Origin of the sequence: Brevundimonas sp. (assembly GCF_035998205.1) — a bacterium.
Classification (GTDB): domain Bacteria; phylum Pseudomonadota; class Alphaproteobacteria; order Caulobacterales; family Caulobacteraceae; genus Brevundimonas.
The window spans coordinates 301,346-318,590 of the sequence record NZ_DASYHT010000004.1 but is presented as its reverse complement, the minus strand read 5'-3'; the positions used below and the strand labels follow the sequence as shown (position 1 = coordinate 318,590).

Below are 17,245 nucleotides of genomic sequence, written 5' to 3'. Positions count from 1 at the left end.
TAGGTTACGCCCCCTTGTCGAGCTGGCGCGAGATGCCGTTCAGCAGTTCGGCGTTGAAGCCGTCCGACCGCACGCCGTACGCCGCGATGCGGGTGTTGAAGTAGTTGTAGAAGATAACCGACGGGATGGCCGCGAACAGGCCGATACCGGTGGCCAGCAGCGCCTCGGCGATACCCGGGGCGACGACGGCCAGGTTGGTGGTGTTCGACTCGGCGATGCCGATGAACGAGTTCATGATCCCGTACACGGTGCCGAACAGACCGATGAACGGACCGCCCGAACCGACCGAGGCCAGGAACTGCTGGCCGCCCGAGAGGCGCAGGGCCACGGACGACTGGACCGCCGAAACGGCGACCTGGGCGCGACCGATCGAGGCGTCGCGGTGCTCGCCGGTGACCGAGAGGCCGGCCTGGCGGGACAGTTCGATTTCCTCGGTGGCGGCGGCGGCCATGTCGGCCAGCGGGTTGCCGTCGAACTCTTCCGAGGTGGCCACGCGGCGCATGTCAGCGATGGTGCGGGCGCCGCGGAAGGCTTCCAGGAAGCGGTCGGTCTTGCGGTTCAGCGCGCTGAACTCGAACAGCTTGATGAGCAGCAGGGTCCACGAGAAGATCGAGGCCAGCACCAGGCCGATCATGACCACCTTCACGACCGGGTGAGCGATCATGAACATGGTGATCGGGGTCAGGCTCTGACCGCCGTGGCCGCCACCGACGGCTTCGTTGAGCGAGGCGGGGTCTTCCGCCGCGGCGGGGGCGGGAGCGGCTTCGGCCGGGGCGGCCTGGGTCGCTTCGGCCGCAGCCGGAGCCGGGGCGGCGTCTTGCGCCAGGACCGGCGAGCCCGCCATCAGCACGGCGGCGCCGGCCATGGCGAGGAGGAGGTTCGTCTTCTTGCTGTTCAGCATGTGTCGCCAGTTCCTGCTTTGGTCTGACTCGTGGGACCCGAGACCTCCGCCATTCGGCTCGGGCCTCTGTTGAAAACTTGCCGCCAGAACCCGCAGATTCCAACAGCCAAACGCCAAAGCTCGACACCGGTTGCCCGCCGAGGCGGAACCGGAACAACCGGATCGCGATGCGGGGACGGGCCCCCGGACACCGCGCTCCCGCCCTTTCGGGCTTTGGCGGTCAAGCTCCTTTGGCGAACCCGTAACAGAGCGTCAAGGGCGTTAAGGCGCTTTTCGCCCCATGGGGGAAGGCCCGGCCGAAAGTCGTGTCCGGATGTCGAAAATCGACGCACTGCAGCGCAAAAACGATGCGCGAGCCCTCACGACGCACGGAGGTGGTCGACATGTCGCAGGGTTGTGAGGGGGGATGGTGCCTGGGGGCGGATTCGAACCACCGACACGCGGATTTTCAATCCGCTGCTCTACCAACTGAGCTACCCAGGCCCGGGCCCGATCGATCGGGAGCGGGGTCTATAGGCGAGGGCCAAACGCCTGTCCAGCGCCTCGTTTCATCCCTCGTCGACGTCGCGGGGCGTCTCGTCTTCCGGCACCGGAATCCGGTAGGCGCCGGTAAACCAGCGCTGCAGGTCAAGGTCCGCGCAGCGGCGGGAGCAGAACGGCCGGTAGGGCGGGGTCGCGGGGGCCTTCGAGCAGATCGGACAGGTCGCCATGGTCACGCCTCCACAAATGCGGCCTGGCCCGGCGGCACGGCCGGATCGGGGCGCAGCGCCGCCCTCGGCCCCAGCCTCGCCACGCCTCGGGCGGCGGCCGAGGCCTCCTCCGGCGCGCAGGCCATCACATGGACGGGCGTGGCCGTGTCCGCCAGCAGCCGGTGACGCAAGCGGCGCACGATGTCGATCGCCCGCCCGGCCAGGTCGGATCGCAGGCGCTCCTCGACGGGCGTCCGCGTCCAGGGAAGGCTCAGTTGCAGCAGGCCGAACCGGCTGAGCGGGCCGATTGCGGCCCCATCCGCCGCGAAGGCGGCCCGGGCGGCCGCCTCCACGGCTGCGGGATTCAGCCGTCCCCCGACCAGATCGAGCGCTACGAGACCGCCCCAGCCTTTCAGCCGGATCAGCCGGGCGGCCTCCGCCAGACCCTCGCGATTCGCCCGTTCGCGCGCGGCGTGGGGGTCGCGCCCCGGCGGCGGCGTGTGGTCGATATCGACGGCGACGAGGGCGCGGGTCCGTTCGACCGCGACATCGAGCCCGAGCTCCGGGCGCCGGACCGTGGTCTCCAGCGCGGCCTCGGCGGCAGCCCAGCCCGCCTCGATGGCCTCACGACCGGTTCGAACCTCCACGCCCGGGGCCCAGACCGACAGCGCTTCGGGCGCGTCGGGCCCCGCTTCGAGCAACCGGACCCCCTGCCCTGTCGCCGGGCCCAGGGCGCGCAGGGTCGCCCCCTTGCCGGCGCGGCGCTCGGCCGTGACCTCGACCTCCAGCCGGTCGCCGACCCGCGGGCGCGGACCGGCGGCGAACGGCAGGAACCCCGCATCCCCGTCCCCGATGTCGACGAAGGCGCCGCGCAGCCCGGCGCTGACCTCGCTGACCCGGCCCGCGATCCGCGCACCGAGCCGCTGATGCAGGGGATCGTCGTCCCGCTGGATCAGCAAACGTTCGTAGCGACCCTCGCGGACCAGGACGCCGCGCGTCTCGCCCGGCGTGTCGTCGAGGAACAGCTCGACCCGGCTCACGGCCGCCAGCCCACGCCCCGCAGCAACGCCAGGGTCTCGTAGAGCGGCAGGCCCATCACCGCGGGATGACTGCCGACGATGCGCCGGACAAACGCCCCGGCCGGCCCCTGGATGCCATAGCCGCCGGCCTTCCCCCGCCAGTCGCCGCCGGCGACGTAGGCGGCGATCTCGTCGGGCGACAGAACCTTGAAACTGACGCGGGTTTCCACCGTCCGGCTGGCCCGGCGGTCGCCGCGGGCCACCGCCACGGCGGTGTGCACCCGGTGATTCCGTCCGGACAGCAGACGCAGGAAGGCGGCCGCCTCGTCGGCGTCGGCCGGCTTCTCCAGCAGGCGACGCCCCAGCGACACCACGGTGTCCGCGGCCAGAATCACGGCGTCGGGGTGGATGGCGGCCAGCGCCGCGGCCTTGCCGTCGGCCAGACGCGCCGCCAGACGCGCGGGCGGCTCGGCCGCGAGCGGCGTCTCGTCGATGTCAGCAGGCAGAATACGGTCGGGCGTGACGCCGACCTGGGCCAGCAGTTCACGCCGGCGCGGGCTGGCCGAAGCGAGAATCAGCTCCGGCCGGCAAGCGGGGCGGTCGCCCGACATGGGCGGCCCGCCCTTACTTGAAGCGATAGGTGATGCGACCCTTGGTAAGGTCGTACGGCGTCATCTCGACCAGGACCTTGTCCCCGGCCAGCACGCGGATGCGGTTCTTGCGCATCTTGCCGGCGGTGTGGGCGATAATCTCGTGGTCGTTCTCGAGGGTCACCCGGAACGTCGCGTTCGGCAGCAGTTCGCTGACGACGCCGGGAAACTCGAGCAGTTCTTCCTTCGCCATGCGGTCTCTCTCGCCCGAGGTTACGACGAACCGGGCCGCGCGGGCGAAGCGCGACCTCTCAAGGGGCGGCCCTATGCACCAAAACGTGCGCGCCGTCGACCCGTCAGCCGCGGCGGTGGAGGGCGGTGACGAGGGTGAACAGCCGGCGGCTGGTCTCGTGGTCCAGCTCGATCTTCCCGGCGAGGCGCTCGCGCAGCAGCTCGGCCCCCTCGTTGTGCAGGCCGCGCCGGCCCATGTCGACGGCCTCGATCTGGCTAGGCGAGGAGCCGCGCAGGGCCTCATAGTAGCTGTCGCAGATGGCGATGTAGTCGCGCACCACCTTCTTGAAGGGCGTCAGCGACAGGGCGTGGGCGCGGCTGAAGCCGGGGGCGCTGATGTCGAACACCAGACGGCTGTCCTGCAGGCTGAGCTTCAGGGCGTAGGGGCCCTCATCGCCCCCCGCCGGGACGAAATGATTCTTCTCGACCAGATCGAAGATGGCGACGCGGCGCTCGTGCTCGATCTCGGCGCTGGCCGCCGGCAGGGTCGCCGCGTCCAGCTCGACCGAGGCGAGGCGGTGGCTCTGGGCGGTCACGCGCCCTCCCCCGGGCCTGCGGCGTCCTCGAGCGGATGCGCTGGCGCGGCGCGCGCCGGCCAGCGCGCCGACAGGTCGCTGACCACCGCATCGAGGCATTCGACCTCGACCCGCAGGTCGCCGCCGGCGGCGAACATCAGCACCACCTCGCCGCCCGGCGCGACGCCCGGCAGGAAGTCCATGGCCAGCAGCTCGAGCGGCACGCCCTCGCCGCGCGGCAGGCGACGGCTCTGTACCCGCTGGACGTCGCCGAACTGCATCGCGGCCCGCACCCGGGTTCCGCCGCACTCCCAGCAGAAGCGGCTGAGCTCGATGGTCAGGGTGCGGGCGCGCTGATCCCAGACGATGTCGGCCGGGTGGACGATGGCGTCCTGCAAGGCCGCAGACATGATCTGCAGGTCGTCGGCGTCCAGCGCGAGCAGTCGCAAGGGCTCGGGCGCTCCCTTGAGTGTCGCCTCGACCGCCGTTTCGACCTCAGTGCTCATCAGCCTCTCCGCGGATCCGGCGCACCTGGGCGCCGCAGGCCGCCAGCTTGGCCTCAAGGTGCTCGAAGCCGCGATCCAGATGATAGACGCGACTGACCGTGGTTTCACCCTCGGCGGCGAGCCCGGCGATGATGAGGCTCATCGAGGCGCGCAGGTCGGTGGCCATCACCGGCGCCCCGACCAACCGCTCGACCCCGTGCACCCGCGCCTCGCCGCCGTGCACGCTGATTTCCGCCCCCAGCCGCGCCAGTTCCGGCGCATGCATGAAGCGGTTCTCGAAGATGGTCTCGTGGATGACGCTCTCGCCCTCGGCGAGGGTCATCAGCGCCATGAACTGGGCCTGCAGGTCGGTGGCGAAGCCGGGATAGACCTCGGTGGTCACATCGACCGCGCGCAGGCGCTCCGCGGGATCACGTCGCACGATCACGCCATCGTCCGTGGGGGTGACCTCGACGCCGGCGGCGACCATGCGCTCGCTCAGGGCCGAGATCAGCTCCGCACGGCCGCGCGTCAGCCGCACCTCCCCGCCCGCCATAGCCGCGGCCACGGCGTAGGAGCCCATCTCGATCCGGTCGGGAATCACGGCCCATTCGGCGCCGGTCAGCGCGGGCACGCCGGTGATGGTCAGGGTGTCCGTATCGACGCCCTCGATGCGCGCGCCCATGGCGTTGAGGCACAGGGCCAGGTCGCCGATCTCCGGCTCGCATGCGGCGCGGCGCAGCACGGTCACCCCGTCCGCCATGACCGCGGCCAGAAGGGCGTGCTCGGTGGCGCCGACCGAGACGAACGGAAACTCGATCTCCGCGCCTTTCAGCCCTTGCGGGGCGACCGCGTGGACATAGCCCTCCTCGAGGGTGATCTCGGCCCCCAGCGCCTGAAGCGCCTTGAGGTGCAGATCGACCGGCCGGGCGCCGATGGTGCAGCCGCCCGGCAGCGACACCTTCGCTTCTCCGGTGCGCGCCAGCAACGGCCCGAGCACATTGAAGCTGGCCCGCATCTGCCGGACGAGGTCGTAGGGCGCAAAGGTCGACGTCAGGGTCCCGGCATGCAGGACGGTCGTCGACGGACCCTGCTCGTCGACGCTCACGCCGAAGGCCCGCAGCAGCTGGCCAAGGAAACGCGTGTCCGCGAGACGCGGCATATTGGTCAGCGTCAGCGGCTGATCCGTGAGGATGGCGGCGGCCATCAGCTTGATGGCGGAGTTCTTGGCGCCGCTCACGGGGATCTCCCCGTGCAGGCGGGCGCCGCCGACGATGGCGATGCTATCCATGGAGTCTCTGTCTCGGCCGCGCGACGGCGCGGCGGGCACCGTCTTTAGCGCGCCGCAGGCCGGGCGCCAAAGGGTCGCGGCTGACTTCAGGTTTCCGCGTCGCTGGCGGCGGTGCGCGGCGCCTTGCGACGGCGCAGGTTGGCGCGCAGCGCGGCCGCCAGCCGGGCGGCGCGTTCGTCGCGGGCCCGCGCTTCCGCCGTAGCGGCGGGGGCGGGGTCTTCGGGCGGACGGTCGTCGGACATGCCCCAAGGAAGCCCCGGCTGCCCGAAGTGATCAAGGGCGCATTTTTGGGTTTGCCCCGCCCGATTCCATTGGCTATACGGCCGCTTCCTCAGATCGGGCCGCCGTAGCTCAGTGGTAGAGCGCATCCTTGGTAAGGCTGAGGTCGGCAGTTCAATCCTGCCCGGCGGCACCATCTGAGCTTCGCCCTCGCGATCCCCACCGGGCGCGAGGGCGGGCCAGAATTCCTGAAAACATGAAGTTCTGTGCGCCTTGTGCCGGCGCATACCCGGGCCGTGCTCAGTCGAGCGGCGGGATCACGCCCAGCGGGCCCCGGCCGACACCGGGATAAGGCCCCCATACGGCCGGATAGCGCCCGCCGTCACTTTCCTGATAGCGCAGGGTGATCCGGCCGTTCTCGCCCAGGGGGGTCGAGATCATGCCGCCGTAGCTCGTGTACCCGTGGCTGCCGACCGCGACATTGACCTCGCCGTGGGTGCGGCCATCGTCGACCCAGCCGTAGGGCCCGGCGCCCCGAAGCGCGCGACGCTCCCGCTCCCGCTCGGCGTCCGCGAGGCGGGCCGGGGCGAGGAACAGGTCGATCTGCTGCGCGGTGCTGAGTTCCGTGCCCGCGCGCAGAAGCGGCGTCTGGTCCGTGGAGATCGGCGCGTCCCCGGCGGCCACGGCCGCGGCGAGCGGCGCATCGGTAGGGGCCGTGGCGACAATCCCGTCAGGGTCGGCGACCAGAAGGGCGAGCGCGGCGATCAGGATGGACATGCACATCTCCTACACCCGAACAGCCTCACCCGCCATTGCGGCCATCATCGGGCAAGGCCGTCGCCGCGCTGCAAGGGATCCGGCAGGGGCTCGCCCATGGGGGTGAAGCTGAGCGCGACCGAATTGATGCAGTAGCGCAGACCGGTCGGCGGCGGGCCGTCGGGAAACACATGCCCCTGGTGGCTGTCGCAGCGGGCGCAGCGGGTCTCGATGCGCACCATACCGTACGAGGTGTCGCGCACGGCGCGGATATGCGCCTCGTCGACCGGGGCATGGAAACTGGGCCAGCCGGTGCCGCTCTCGAACTTGGTCCCGGCCCGGAACAGGGGCAGGCCGCACAGGCGGCAGCCGAAGACGCCGGCCCGCTTCTCATCCAGGAGACTGCCGCAGAAGGGCGCCTCGGTGCCGTGGGCGAGCAGGACGCGGCGCTCCTCGGCGTTGAGGTCGGCCTCGAGGGCGACCCGCTGGCCCTCGCTGGGCGGGGTCAGGTCATAGCCGGCGGCGGAACGGAGGGTCGGATCGCTCATGCTCCCGATGTGGGCGCAGAGGCGAGGGGCGCCAAGCCCCTCCCGGTCCGGACGGATGCGGGAGGGGCCGGCAGGGACGTCTCAGCCTGCGAACAGGCCGTTGACCCAGGCGCGCACGGCGGCCTCGTCGGTCGGATTGCCGGTGAACACCGCCTGCGGGGTGTAGGGCACGTTGTGGCCCCGCTCGCGGGTGGTCCACGCCTTGTGACCATAGCTCAGGTCGCCGTAGTTCGACGGCAGGCGCAGGTCGGTCGCCTCGATGAAGATCGAGTCCGCCCCGGTCGGCGCGCCGGCCAGCGTCACGTTCGGCAGGTTGGTCAGCAGGTCCAGCACGTCAAGGCAGCCCCCGGTGCAGCCGCCGTCGATCAGGACGACGACGCGGCCCTGGACCGGGTTGGCGGCGCCGGAGTCGGCCACCGCCGGACGGCCCGGCAGGGTGAAGCTGGCCTGGCCGGCGGCGATGGCCGCGTCGAAGGCGGCCACGATCGCCCGGGTCTGCTCGATCACCGGCATCGACTCCGACACGAACAGCGGATCGGCTTCCATGCGGGCGAGGGCGCGGGCGTACCAGTCGCGATTGCCCGGCGTGGCGCGATAGACGATCGAGCCCGCTTCCGGCTGACGGGGGGCGGTGAAATCGACCGTCCACAGGCGGTTGGCCAGGCCGTAGCCGCGGCGCGCGGCCTCGGCGTCGAGCCCGGAGGCGCCGCGGAGATCAATCACCAGACCGGCCGGCCCCTGCAGCGCAGCGCGCTGGGCCTCCACCGTGGCATAGAAGCCGCGCCAGTCGGCGTCGGGCTCCAGCGTGTGCATGCGGATCCAGCCGCGGCCATCGACCATTTCCACCGCCAGCGGCGTGGACGGCGTGAACACCGAGGCGGCCCAGGCGGCGCGACGGTCCTCTTCGGAGGTGAAGGCGGTGGTCAGGACGAAGTTGCGCTGCCCGCGCCCGACCTGGAAGCGGCACTGGCGCGGCAGGCCCGGGGCGAAGCTGTTGTCGCGGTCCCAAAGCAGATAGGGGGCGGTACGCACCCGCTCGGCCTCCTGCTGCAGGTTGCCCTCCCAGCGGTCCAGCCGGCTCTGGGCCAGCTCCTCGACCGGCACATCGTCGCAGGAGACGACGCGGGCGCCGAGCGGCGGCAGGCCGCGCACGCCGGACTTGACCCACGAGACCACATAGCCGCCGTCGCGCCAGGCCGTGGCGAAGTTCGGCGTGCCGGCGGCGAACCAGGCCGGCAGCGGCTCGTAGGACGGGCTCAGCCGGATGTTATTGTCGCGGAAGCCGCCAGCGTAGCCCTGCAGCACATAGAAATAGTCGCGGGCGCCGCGCACGCGGCCCAGCTCGGCGGCGATCTGGTCGTGGCCAGCGTCGACCCAGGCGCGGAAGGTGTCGCCCGGTCCCGGGACCACGGTCGCGGGGTGATTGGCCTTCAGCTCGTCGCGGGCGGCGGCGAGGTCCTGGGCGGCGATCGCCCGCCAGTCCTGGGCGGCGACCGGCGCGGCGGCGACGGTGAGGGCCAGAACGGCGGCGGAAGCGGCGAGCGCACGGATCATGGGCGGATACTCCGGAGTGACGTCGCGTCGGGGATGGGCGCTGTTTAACCCCATCGCCCCTGCTCTTGCCAAGCGCCTGCGACGGAGCCGCGACAGTCCTGCCTCCGGGAACAGGCGGACTCCACCCCGCTCCCCCGGCGGGCGAGCGGTCCGGGCCGTTTACTCCGCAGGCCGCCCGGCCTAAGCGGAGCGGACGCAGAAAGAGCCGCCGCGCAGGCGCCAGCCCAGGGACCGCCCGGAAGCATGTTCTCCAAGATCCTGATCGCCAACCGCGGCGAGATCGCCGTCCGCATCATCAAGACCTGCCGCCGCCTCGGCATCGGCACCGTCGCCGTCTATTCCGAGGCCGACGCCCGATCGCTGGCGGTGGAGATGGCCGACGAGGCGGTGCTGATCGGCCCGCCCCCGGCGGCCCAGTCGTATCTGCTGGCCGACCGGATCGTCGACGCCGTCCGTCAGACGGGGGCCGAGGCGGTGCACCCGGGCTTCGGCTTCCTGTCCGAGAACGCCGGCTTCGCCCGGCGCCTGCGCGACGAGAAGATCGCCTTCATCGGCCCGAACCCCGAGGCGATCGACGCCATGGGCGACAAGATCACCTCGAAGAAGTTCGCCGCCGAGGCCGGGGTCAGCACGATCCCCGGTCACATGGGCCTGATCGAGACGCCGGAACAGGCGGTCGAGATCGCCCGCGGCATCGGCTATCCGGTGATGATCAAGGCCTCCGCCGGCGGCGGTGGCAAGGGCATCCGCGTGGCCCACTCCGACGCCGACATGGCCGAGGGCTTCGCCGCGGTGAAGGCCGAGGCGAAGAACGCTTTCGGCGACGACCGGGTCTTCCTCGAGAAGTTCATCGTCAACCCGCGCCACATCGAGATCCAGGTGCTGGGGGACAAGCACGGCAACATCGTCCACCTGTTCGAGCGCGAGTGCTCGATCCAGCGCCGGAACCAGAAGGTCATCGAGGAGGCGCCGTCGCCCCTGCTCGACCCGGAGACCCGGGCGGCCATGGGGGCCCAGGCCGTCGCCCTCGCCCGGGCCGTGAACTACGACTCCGCTGGCACGGTCGAGTTTGTCGCCGGTCAGGACAAGTCGTTCTACTTCCTCGAGATGAACACCCGTCTTCAGGTGGAGCATCCGGTGACCGAGCTGATCACCGGCGTCGATCTGGTGGAGCAGATGATCCGCGCGGCGGCGGGCGAATCCCTGCCGTTCTCCCAAGACCAGCTGGCCATCAACGGCTGGGCCATCGAGAGCCGCATCTACGCCGAGGACCCCTATCGCGGCTTCCTGCCGTCGATCGGCCGCCTCGTGCGCTACGAGCAGCCGGAGGAAGGGCCGCAGTCCGGCCCCGACGGCGACTATGTCGTGCGCAACGACTCCGGCGTCCGCGAGGGCGACGAGATCAGCATGTTCTACGACCCGATGATCGCCAAGCTGTGCGCCTGGGGCGAGACGCGCGACGCGGCCATCGACGGCATGGCCCGGGCGCTGGAGGACACCCACGTCGCCGGCCTCGGCCACAACGTGCCCTTCCTGTCGGCGGTGATGGACCAGCCGCGCTTCCGCTCGGGGGCCCTGTCGACCAGCTACATTCCCGACGAATTCCCCGAAGGCTTCCACGGCCTGCCCCCCGCCCCGCGTCAGCGCGACCAGATGGTGGCCGCCGCCATGGCCATGCACGAGGTGCTGGCCGAGCAGGCCGGCGACCCGTCGAACCGTACCGACTGGACGGTGATGATCGATCGCGACGCCGTCGGCGTCAGCCTCGGCTACGACAGCGACGAAGCCATGGTGCTTGAGGTCGAGGACCGCGACGCGCCGCTGCGGCTGGAGTTCATCGACTGGCGTCCCGGGCTGGCCCAGTTCCGCGCCGTCCTCGACGACCTGCCCTTCACCGCCGAGGTGAAGCGCGTCGCCGACGGCTTCGAGATTCGCGCGCGCGCCGCCCGCGCCCGGGTGCGGGTGTTGCCGCCGGCGATCGCCGAGCTCTACGGCCGCCTGCCGGAAAAAGCGGCGGCCGACACCTCGAAGCTGATCCTGTCGCCCATGCCCGGCCTGGTCGTCTCCATCCCCGTCCAGCCGGGGCAGGAGGTCAAGTCGGGCGAGCCCGTGGCCATCATCGAGGCGATGAAGATGCAGAACATCCTGCGCGCCGAGCGCGACGGGGTGGTGAAGACCGTCAGCGTCCGCGACGGCGACAGCGTCGCCGCCGACGACGTGCTGGTGGAGTTCGGCTGAGGGTGGGAATAACGCCGTGATTACGGTCCACCATCTTCGGGACACCCTCCTGACCGGCGACGGGCGGATCGGCCGTTTGCCCTTCCTGCTCGGCATCGGCGGGCTGGCGGGCCTGTCCCTCGTCGTGGACTTGCTGCCCGACGACGGGGCGGTCGGGCTCGTGGCGACGGGCTTGCGGCTGCCCCTGCTGTTCAGCCTCGCCTGCCTGCTGTCGCAGCGTCTGCACGACATTGGCCGCGCCGGCTGGTGGCTCTGGCCGGTCCTCGGCGGCCTGTTCGCCCTGAACGCCCTGTCCGACGGCGAGGCGACGGCGGGCGCCGCCCTGCTGGTCGTCGGCGTGCTCGGTCTGTGGCCGGGCCAGGCCGTGTTCAACCGTTACGGCGCGCCGCCGGCCGGCCCGCTCTCCGCCACTGGCCCGAAGACCTCCTGAAACGCCGCCTTCAGCGCCGCATCTGCCTCGTCCATGGTCGCCAGCACCCCGAGGTCCACGAGGCTGGTGACCCCGTGCTCACGGATGCCGCAGGGCACGATGCCGTCGAAGTGGCTCAGGTCCGGCTCCACGTTCAGGCTGACGCCGTGGAAACTGACCCAGCGGCGCACCTTGACGCCGATGGCGGCGATCTTGTCCTCGCGCGCCCAGCCCGCGCCCTTGCGCTCGACCCAGACGCCGACCCGTCCCTCGCGGACATCGGCCGGCACCCCGAAGGTCCCCAGCGCCGCGATCAGCCAGCGCTCCAGCCCGCGCACAAAGCCGCGCACATCCCGCCCGCGCCTGTCGAGGTCGAGCATGACATAGGCCACCCGCTGGCCGGGGCCATGATAGGTGAACTGGCCGCCCCGCCCGGTCGCATGCACCGGGAAGCGGCGGTCCAGCAGGTCTTCGTCCCGGGCCGATATGCCCGCGGTGTAGAGCGGGGGGTGCTCCAGCAGCCAGACCAGCTCCTCCGCCTCGCCGGCGGCGATCGCCGCCACCCGGGCCTCCATGGCCGCCACCGCCGCGTCATAGGCGACGAGCCCTGTCTCGACCCGCCATTCGACGGGCCGCCGGTCGGCGCGCCAGAGGCGCGGCGCAGGTGGGGTTAACGGCTCGGCAATCATGGGCGGCGAATGTGGGGCTCGGGGGCTGCCATGCAAGATATGTCTTTCGGTTCCGAGTATCCCATGTCCCAGGTGGAAGCCGTCAACGTCGAGATCAGCGTGGTGCTCGGCCGCTCCGTGCTGCCCATGGCCCAGCTGCTGCGCATGGGCCGGGGCGCGGTGATTCCCCTCGATGCGAGCGAGAGCGACGAAGTCTGGATTCTGGCCAACAACCACCCGGTCGCCCGCGGGCAGATCGAGCTGCGCGACGACCGCATCACCATCGTCGTGACCCGTCCGGCCGACGTTTACGACTTCATGGCCGGCACCGCCTGACGCCGTTTCGGCGCCGCGCGAGGAAGCCCCTTCCCTTCCGCCCGACACTCCGCTATTCCCCCCGCCTCCGATGCGAGCGGTCGTGGCGGAATTGGTAGACGCGCAGCGTTGAGGTCGCTGTGGGGCAACCCGTGGAAGTTCGAGTCTTCTCGACCGCACCATCCGACGGCACAGGGATAGCTATCGGCTAGACGCTGATTCAAGGCAGGGAGGCCCGCGTGAGCACCAGCGACTCCGCCCCCCTGCCGGCCGCCCTGTCGTCCGAGGCCGATCTGCACGAGGCGCTCGGCGAGGACTACGCCCTGACCCCGGCCTTCGTGGCGCGCGTCATCGACGCGGCCGACGACGGCGACGGCCTGCGCCTGCGCGGCCTGCTGGAAGACCTGCACCCCGCCGACGTCGCCGACCTGATGGGCTTCCTGACGGCGGAGCACCGGGCCGTGGTGGTGCTGTGGCTGCCGCCGGACCTGCTGGCCGAGACCCTGCCGGAGCTGGACGACGGCATCCGCGAGGAGGTGCTGGAGCGGGTCCCGCACGGGACCCTCGCCGAGGCGCTGCAGGAGCTGGACTCCGACGACGCCGCCGCCGTGGTCGAGGACCTCGAGGACGACCAGCGCGCCCGCGTCCTGGCCGCCATGCCGGAGGTCGACCGGGCGGCGATCGAGAACTCGCTGGGCTATGCCGAGGACTCCGCGGGCCGCCTGATGCAGCGCGAGGTGATGGCCGCGCCCCAGTTCTGGAGCGTGGGCGACACCATCGACCACGTCCGCGCCCAGGGCGAGGACCTGCCGGAGCTGTTCTTCGACATCTATGTCGTCGACCCGCTGAACCGCCCGCTCGGCGCCGTGGCGATCAGCCGGCTGCTGCGCGCGCCCCGCGCCGCCGCCCTGACCGAGCTGATGGAGCCGGCGACCGAGATCGACGTCAGCCAGGACCAGGAAGAGGTCGCCTACATCTTCGAGAAGTACCACCTCATCTCGGCGCCAGTGGTCGACTCGGCCGGACGTCTGGTCGGCCAGATCACGGTCGATGACATCGTCAACATCATCCAGGAGGAGAACCGCGAGGACATCCTCCGCCTCGCCGGGGTGTCCGACGAAGGTCGCGGCGACGGGGTGTGGAACGTGGTGCGCTCGCGCGCGCCCTGGCTGACGCTGAACCTCGCCACGGCCGCCCTCGGCGCGGCGGTCATCTCCCTGTTCTCCGCCACCATCGAGCAGATCGTCGCCCTCGCGGTGCTGATGCCGATCGTCTCGGCGCTGGGCGGCAACGCCGGCACCCAGGGGTTGACCGTGACCGTGCGGGCGCTGGCGACGCGGGAGCTCAACCGCTCCAACGCCGTCCGCACCTTCTTCCGCGAACTGGCGGTGGGCCTCGCCAACGGCCTGATCCTCGCCCCCATGATCGGCGTGGCGGCCGGTCTCTGGGCGAGGGACGCGCAGATCGGCCTTGTCATTGGCGCCGCCATGGTGCTGAACCTGCTGGTGGCCGCCACGGTCGGCGTGCTGACGCCGCTGACCCTGTCGCGGCTCAAGTTCGATCCGGCCGTCTCCTCCTCCGTCTTCGTCACCGCCACCACCGACGTCTTCGGCTTCCTGATCTTCCTGGGACTGGCCACCGTCGTCCTGTTGTGACCGGATAGGCGTAGCGGATCGGAACCCCGGGGGCGGCCCGGAGCTTGCGTGAACCGGAACGAGCCATGTTCGATCGTCCCAAACTGGAACACGCCCCGGTGTCTGACCCCGTCGCCCCGCGCAGAAAGGTCTCCCGCGAAGGCCTCGTCCTCATCAAGAGTCTCGAGGGCTTCCAGCCGCGCGCCTCGCGCCGGCCCGATGGCCGCTGGACCCTAGGTTACGGCCACACCCGCTCGGCGCGGGAAGGCCTGACGGTCAGCGAGGCCGACGCCGAGCTGCTGCTGCAGTACGACCTGCTGCCGGTCGTGGCGGCTCTCAACGATCGCGTCAGCCGTCCGCTCAACCAGCACCAGTTCGACGCCCTCGCCAGCTTCGCCCTCAGCGTCGGGGTGGAGGCCTTCGTCACGTCCGAGGTGCTGGCCGCCCTCAACGCGGAAGGCCCCGAGGGCGCTGCGCGGGCCCTCGCCGCCAGCACCGACGTCGACCCGGCCCTCGCCCGCGCCGGCCGCCGTCGCCACGCCGAATGGGCCCTGTTCGGCGCCGACCCGGCCGCGCCGGTCACGGTCGCCGAGCTCCTCGCCGCGCCGGCCCCGCAAACAGACGCTTCGGCAAGCGCGCCGGTCGAGGCCGACACTCCGGCCCCGGCCCCTACGCCCGCCGCGGCCGCTGACGCGGCGCCGGACGCCGCGAGCGACGCCGACGTCGCGCCTTCCGCCGACGTGCCGCCTGCAGATGTCGTCGAGACGCCAGACGCGGCCGCCCCGGTTCCGGTTGAAACCGACGCGCCAGAAGTCGAGCCCGTCGCCCTGCCGACCGCAGCGACCCCGCCCGCCTTCTCCCTGCGCTACGCGGCCGCCGTGTCACATCTGCTGGGCGAGGCGCCCGCGCGCGCCGCACCGCTGACCCCGACGGCCGTGACGCCTGCCCCCGCCGAGCCGGTCGAACCCCTGGCCGCGCCGGACCCCGTCCCCGCGAACCCGCCGGTCGCCGAAGCCGGGGCTGGGACGGAGTCGCCGCCGGCAGAATCCGGCCCCGCCACCGAGCCGCCGAGAACGGCCGCGGACGCGCCGCCCGCAACGCCGCCCGCGCCCGACATCGACCGCCAGGCGGTCCTCGCCGAGCTGATGCGGCGGCAGATGTCCCCGTTCGCCATCCAGGTGCGCGGCCCCCTGCCTGGCCCGGCGCGAGCGCCCGCCCAAACGCCTGTCCCCCCACCTGCCCCGACCCCGGTTGCGCCCGCACCGGCTGCCGCAGCCGCGCCGCCGGTTCCGCCGCAGCTGATGCGCCCGCCGGTCGCCGCCCAGGGGCCGATGACTGCCGTGCTGACCGGCCCGCTGCTGCTGCCCGAGCCGTCCAGCGAGGCCGAGGCGCCCGCCGCCGTCGACGCCCCGCTGCCCGGCGTCGACACGGTGGAGGCCGCCGTCGCGACGCCGCCGCTGATCGAAATGGAGGCTCCGGCGGTCGCGCCGCTGGTCCTGACGCCGCCGCCGTCGGTCGAACCCGACGTACAGCGTCCGGTGTGGTCCAGCGAGGAGCGCAACCCACCGGCGCGCTCGCTCGAGACGGACCTGTTCAGCGAGGATGAGCTGGCCGCCGATATCGGCCTCGGCCCCGTGCTGCGTCACGAGGTCGTCGAGACGCCGGGCCGCCGCTTCGACTTCGGCCAGCTGGGCGCCTACGCCGGCATGGGCGCGGTCGGGCTGGTGTCGCTCGGCGCCGCGGTGCCCGCAGCCCAGGCCCTGTTCGACGAAGGCGCGGGCCCGAGCGGCGAGACCCTGCTGGTGTTCGCCGCCCTGGCGCTGATCGGGGCCGGCTGCAGCGGCATCTCGGGCTTCAACCTGTGGCGGCTGTGGCGCGAGGCCCACGCCCGCGACCAGGCGCCCCGCGACGCCTGACCGCAGCGGCTTTGCCCCTGCGACGGGGGGTGCTAGGCCACGGCCATGAGCATCCCCTTCGCCCCCCAGTCCATGGAATTCGGCCTCGGCGAGACCGCTGACGCCATCCGCGACACCACCGCCCGCTGGGCCGCCGACCGGCTCGCGCCGCGCGCCGCCGAGATCGACGCGACCAACACCTTCGCCCGCGACCTGTGGCCCGAAATGGGCGAGCTGGGCCTGCACGGAATCACCGTCGAGGAAGAGTGGGGCGGTCTCGGCCTCGGCTATCTCGAGCATTGCGTGGCCATGGAGGAGGTGTCGCGCGCGTCGGCCTCTATCGGCCTGTCGTACGGGGCCCACTCCAACCTGTGCGTCAACCAGATCCGCCGCTGGGGGACGGACGCGCAGAAGGCCCGCTATCTGCCGAAGCTGATCTCGGGCGAACATGTCGGATCGCTGGCCATGTCCGAGGCCGGCTCGGGCTCCGACGTCATGTCCATGCGCACCCGCGCCGAGAAGAAGGGCGACCGCTACGTCCTCAACGGGACCAAGTTCTGGATCACCAACGCCCCGCACGCCGAGACCCTGGTGGTCTACGCCCGCACCGGCGACGGCAACGGCGGCGTCACCGCCTTCCTCATCGAGAAGGGCATGAAAGGCTTCAGCGTCTCGAAGAAGCTGGACAAGATGGGCATGCGCGGCTCGGACACCGCCGAGCTGGTGTTCGAGGACTGCGAGGTCCCTGAAGAGAACGTCATGGGCGGCGAGGGCCGCGGCGCGGCGGTGCTGATGTCCGGCCTCGACTATGAGCGCGCCGTGCTGGCCGCCGGTCCACTGGGCATCATGCAGGCGGCGCTGGACGTGGTCCTGCCCTACGTCCGCGACCGCAAGCAGTTCGGCAAGGCGATCGGCTCGTTCCAGCTGATGCAGGGCAAGGTGGCCGACATGTACGTCGCCCTGAACAGCGCCCGGGCCTATGTCTACGCCGTGGCCCGCGCCTGCGACGCCGGCCTGACCACCCGCTACGACGCCGCCGGGGCCATCCTGCTGGCCAGCGAGAACGCGGTGAAGGTGACGCTGGAGGCCATCCAGGCCCTCGGCGGCGCCGGCTATACGAAGGAGTGGCCGGTCGAGCGCCTGGCCCGCGACGCCAAGCTCTACGACATCGGCGCCGGCACCAACGAGATCCGCCGCTTCCTGATCGGGCGCGAGCTGCTGGGGTGAT

At 71.6% G+C, this 17,245-nt stretch carries 19 protein-coding genes and 3 tRNA genes; 8 read left to right on the top strand and 14 right to left on the bottom strand.

What is annotated here, in order from left to right; all coding sequences use genetic code 11:
- Positions 1-4 precede the first annotated feature (4 nt).
- From VGN74_RS04215 to VGN74_RS04170, 10 genes are all read right to left on the bottom strand, one after another.
- Entirely contained in the window at positions 5-901 is an 897-nt protein-coding gene (locus VGN74_RS04215; protein WP_327446105.1) for a MotA/TolQ/ExbB proton channel family protein, read from the bottom strand.
- Between the two features lie 407 nt (positions 902-1,308).
- A tRNA-Phe gene (locus VGN74_RS04210) sits at positions 1,309-1,384 on the bottom strand.
- A 65-nt stretch (positions 1,385-1,449) separates the two neighbouring features.
- Positions 1,450-1,611 (bottom strand): DNA gyrase inhibitor YacG, encoded by a 162-nt coding sequence (locus tag VGN74_RS04205; RefSeq protein WP_327446104.1) that lies wholly within the window; start codon positions 1,609-1,611, stop codon positions 1,450-1,452.
- A 2-nt stretch (positions 1,612-1,613) separates the two neighbouring features.
- Positions 1,614-2,630, bottom strand: a complete 1,017-nt coding sequence (locus VGN74_RS04200) for a ribonuclease E/G (RefSeq protein ID WP_327446103.1) — start codon at positions 2,628-2,630, stop codon at positions 1,614-1,616.
- Positions 2,627-3,220, bottom strand: a complete 594-nt coding sequence (locus VGN74_RS04195) for a Maf family protein (protein WP_327446101.1) — start codon at positions 3,218-3,220, stop codon at positions 2,627-2,629. The genes VGN74_RS04200 and VGN74_RS04195 overlap by 4 nt, the downstream gene beginning before the upstream one ends.
- 13 nt (positions 3,221-3,233) lie before the next feature.
- Entirely contained in the window at positions 3,234-3,452 is a 219-nt protein-coding gene (gene infA / locus VGN74_RS04190; RefSeq protein ID WP_003164348.1) for a translation initiation factor IF-1, read from the bottom strand.
- A gap of 103 nt (positions 3,453-3,555) precedes the next feature.
- Entirely contained in the window at positions 3,556-4,026 is a 471-nt protein-coding gene (locus VGN74_RS04185) for a UPF0262 family protein (RefSeq protein ID WP_327446100.1), read from the bottom strand.
- Complete coding sequence (locus VGN74_RS04180) at positions 4,023-4,511, bottom strand: DUF2948 family protein (RefSeq protein WP_327446099.1); 489 nt, start codon at positions 4,509-4,511, stop codon at positions 4,023-4,025. The genes VGN74_RS04185 and VGN74_RS04180 overlap by 4 nt, the downstream gene beginning before the upstream one ends.
- Positions 4,501-5,781: a UDP-N-acetylglucosamine 1-carboxyvinyltransferase gene (murA, locus tag VGN74_RS04175; protein ID WP_327446098.1), complete on the bottom strand. Its 1,281-nt coding sequence runs from the start codon at positions 5,779-5,781 to the stop codon at positions 4,501-4,503. Before murA ends, VGN74_RS04180 begins: the two co-directional genes overlap by 11 nt.
- Before the next feature lie 86 nt (positions 5,782-5,867).
- On the bottom strand, positions 5,868-6,023 hold the full coding sequence (locus VGN74_RS04170) for a hypothetical protein (protein ID WP_327446097.1): 156 nt from the start codon (positions 6,021-6,023) through the stop codon (positions 5,868-5,870).
- Between the two features lie 98 nt (positions 6,024-6,121).
- On the opposite strand from VGN74_RS04170, the gene VGN74_RS04165 reads away from it, so the two are divergent.
- Positions 6,122-6,196 (top strand) — tRNA-Thr (locus VGN74_RS04165).
- A 104-nt stretch (positions 6,197-6,300) separates the two neighbouring features.
- Here VGN74_RS04165 and VGN74_RS04160 read toward each other — a convergent pair.
- From VGN74_RS04160 to VGN74_RS04150, 3 genes are all read right to left on the bottom strand, one after another.
- On the bottom strand, positions 6,301-6,777 hold the full coding sequence (locus VGN74_RS04160; protein WP_327446096.1) for a hypothetical protein: 477 nt from the start codon (positions 6,775-6,777) through the stop codon (positions 6,301-6,303).
- Between the two features lie 44 nt (positions 6,778-6,821).
- Positions 6,822-7,304 carry a peptide-methionine (R)-S-oxide reductase MsrB gene (msrB, locus tag VGN74_RS04155; protein WP_327446095.1) on the bottom strand — a complete coding sequence of 161 codons (483 nt, stop codon included), beginning with the start codon at positions 7,302-7,304 and terminating at the stop codon, positions 6,822-6,824.
- Between the two features lie 81 nt (positions 7,305-7,385).
- On the bottom strand, positions 7,386-8,858 hold the full coding sequence (locus tag VGN74_RS04150) for a hypothetical protein (RefSeq protein WP_327446094.1): 1,473 nt from the start codon (positions 8,856-8,858) through the stop codon (positions 7,386-7,388).
- Between the two features lie 243 nt (positions 8,859-9,101).
- Here VGN74_RS04150 and VGN74_RS04145 point away from each other — a divergent pair, with 243 nt between their 5' ends.
- Both VGN74_RS04145 and VGN74_RS04140 read left to right on the top strand, forming a co-directional pair.
- Positions 9,102-11,096: an acetyl/propionyl/methylcrotonyl-CoA carboxylase subunit alpha gene (locus tag VGN74_RS04145; protein ID WP_327446093.1), complete on the top strand. Its 1,995-nt coding sequence runs from the start codon at positions 9,102-9,104 to the stop codon at positions 11,094-11,096.
- A gap of 16 nt (positions 11,097-11,112) precedes the next feature.
- On the top strand, positions 11,113-11,526 hold the full coding sequence (locus VGN74_RS04140; protein ID WP_327446092.1) for a DUF805 domain-containing protein: 414 nt from the start codon (positions 11,113-11,115) through the stop codon (positions 11,524-11,526).
- Here VGN74_RS04140 and lipB read toward each other — a convergent pair.
- A complete protein-coding gene (lipB, locus tag VGN74_RS04135; RefSeq protein WP_327446091.1) occupies positions 11,472-12,194 on the bottom strand; it encodes a lipoyl(octanoyl) transferase LipB in 723 nt (240 codons plus the stop codon). The genes VGN74_RS04140 and lipB overlap by 55 nt on opposite strands.
- Before the next feature lie 30 nt (positions 12,195-12,224).
- Here lipB and VGN74_RS04130 point away from each other — a divergent pair, with 30 nt between their 5' ends.
- The 5 genes from VGN74_RS04130 to VGN74_RS04110 all read left to right on the top strand — a co-directional run bounded on the left by VGN74_RS04130 (position 12,225) and on the right by VGN74_RS04110 (position 17,244).
- Entirely contained in the window at positions 12,225-12,509 is a 285-nt protein-coding gene (locus VGN74_RS04130) for a FliM/FliN family flagellar motor switch protein (RefSeq protein ID WP_327446090.1), read from the top strand.
- A 76-nt stretch (positions 12,510-12,585) separates the two neighbouring features.
- Positions 12,586-12,670, top strand: a tRNA-Leu gene (locus VGN74_RS04125).
- Positions 12,671-12,727: 57 nt separating this feature from the next.
- The gene (mgtE, locus tag VGN74_RS04120; protein WP_327446089.1) at positions 12,728-14,143 is read left to right on the top strand and encodes a magnesium transporter; all 1,416 of its coding nucleotides are present in this window, start codon (positions 12,728-12,730) and stop codon (positions 14,141-14,143) included.
- Positions 14,144-14,208: 65 nt separating this feature from the next.
- The gene (locus tag VGN74_RS04115; protein ID WP_327446088.1) at positions 14,209-16,038 is read left to right on the top strand and encodes a lysozyme; all 1,830 of its coding nucleotides are present in this window, start codon (positions 14,209-14,211) and stop codon (positions 16,036-16,038) included.
- Positions 16,039-16,083: 45 nt separating this feature from the next.
- Entirely contained in the window at positions 16,084-17,244 is a 1,161-nt protein-coding gene (locus VGN74_RS04110; protein WP_327446087.1) for an isovaleryl-CoA dehydrogenase, read from the top strand.
- The last annotated feature ends 1 nt before the right edge of the window (position 17,245 follow it).

Excerpts from the sequence above, each read along its gene's own strand:
- VGN74_RS04215 (WP_327446105.1), bottom strand. The coding sequence starts at position 901 with ATGCTGAACAGCAAGAAGACGAACCTCCTCCTCGCCATGGCCGGCGCC.
- VGN74_RS04205 (WP_327446104.1), bottom strand. The coding sequence starts at position 1,611 with ATGGCGACCTGTCCGATCTGCTCGAAGGCCCCCGCGACCCCGCCCTAC.
- VGN74_RS04195 (WP_327446101.1), bottom strand. The coding sequence starts at position 3,220 with ATGTCGGGCGACCGCCCCGCTTGCCGGCCGGAGCTGATTCTCGCTTCG.
- infA (WP_003164348.1), bottom strand. The coding sequence starts at position 3,452 with ATGGCGAAGGAAGAACTGCTCGAGTTTCCCGGCGTCGTCAGCGAACTG.
- VGN74_RS04180 (WP_327446099.1), bottom strand. The coding sequence starts at position 4,511 with ATGAGCACTGAGGTCGAAACGGCGGTCGAGGCGACACTCAAGGGAGCG.
- murA (WP_327446098.1), bottom strand. The coding sequence starts at position 5,781 with ATGGATAGCATCGCCATCGTCGGCGGCGCCCGCCTGCACGGGGAGATC.
- VGN74_RS04170 (WP_327446097.1), bottom strand. The coding sequence starts at position 6,023 with ATGTCCGACGACCGTCCGCCCGAAGACCCCGCCCCCGCCGCTACGGCG.
- VGN74_RS04160 (WP_327446096.1), bottom strand. The coding sequence starts at position 6,777 with ATGTCCATCCTGATCGCCGCGCTCGCCCTTCTGGTCGCCGACCCTGAC.
- msrB (WP_327446095.1), bottom strand. The coding sequence starts at position 7,304 with ATGAGCGATCCGACCCTCCGTTCCGCCGCCGGCTATGACCTGACCCCG.
- VGN74_RS04150 (WP_327446094.1), bottom strand. The coding sequence starts at position 8,858 with ATGATCCGTGCGCTCGCCGCTTCCGCCGCCGTTCTGGCCCTCACCGTC.
- VGN74_RS04145 (WP_327446093.1), top strand. The coding sequence starts at position 9,102 with ATGTTCTCCAAGATCCTGATCGCCAACCGCGGCGAGATCGCCGTCCGC.
- lipB (WP_327446091.1), bottom strand. The coding sequence starts at position 12,194 with ATGATTGCCGAGCCGTTAACCCCACCTGCGCCGCGCCTCTGGCGCGCC.
- VGN74_RS04130 (WP_327446090.1), top strand. The coding sequence starts at position 12,225 with ATGCAAGATATGTCTTTCGGTTCCGAGTATCCCATGTCCCAGGTGGAA.
- VGN74_RS04115 (WP_327446088.1), top strand. The coding sequence starts at position 14,209 with ATGTTCGATCGTCCCAAACTGGAACACGCCCCGGTGTCTGACCCCGTC.
- VGN74_RS04110 (WP_327446087.1), top strand. The coding sequence starts at position 16,084 with ATGAGCATCCCCTTCGCCCCCCAGTCCATGGAATTCGGCCTCGGCGAG.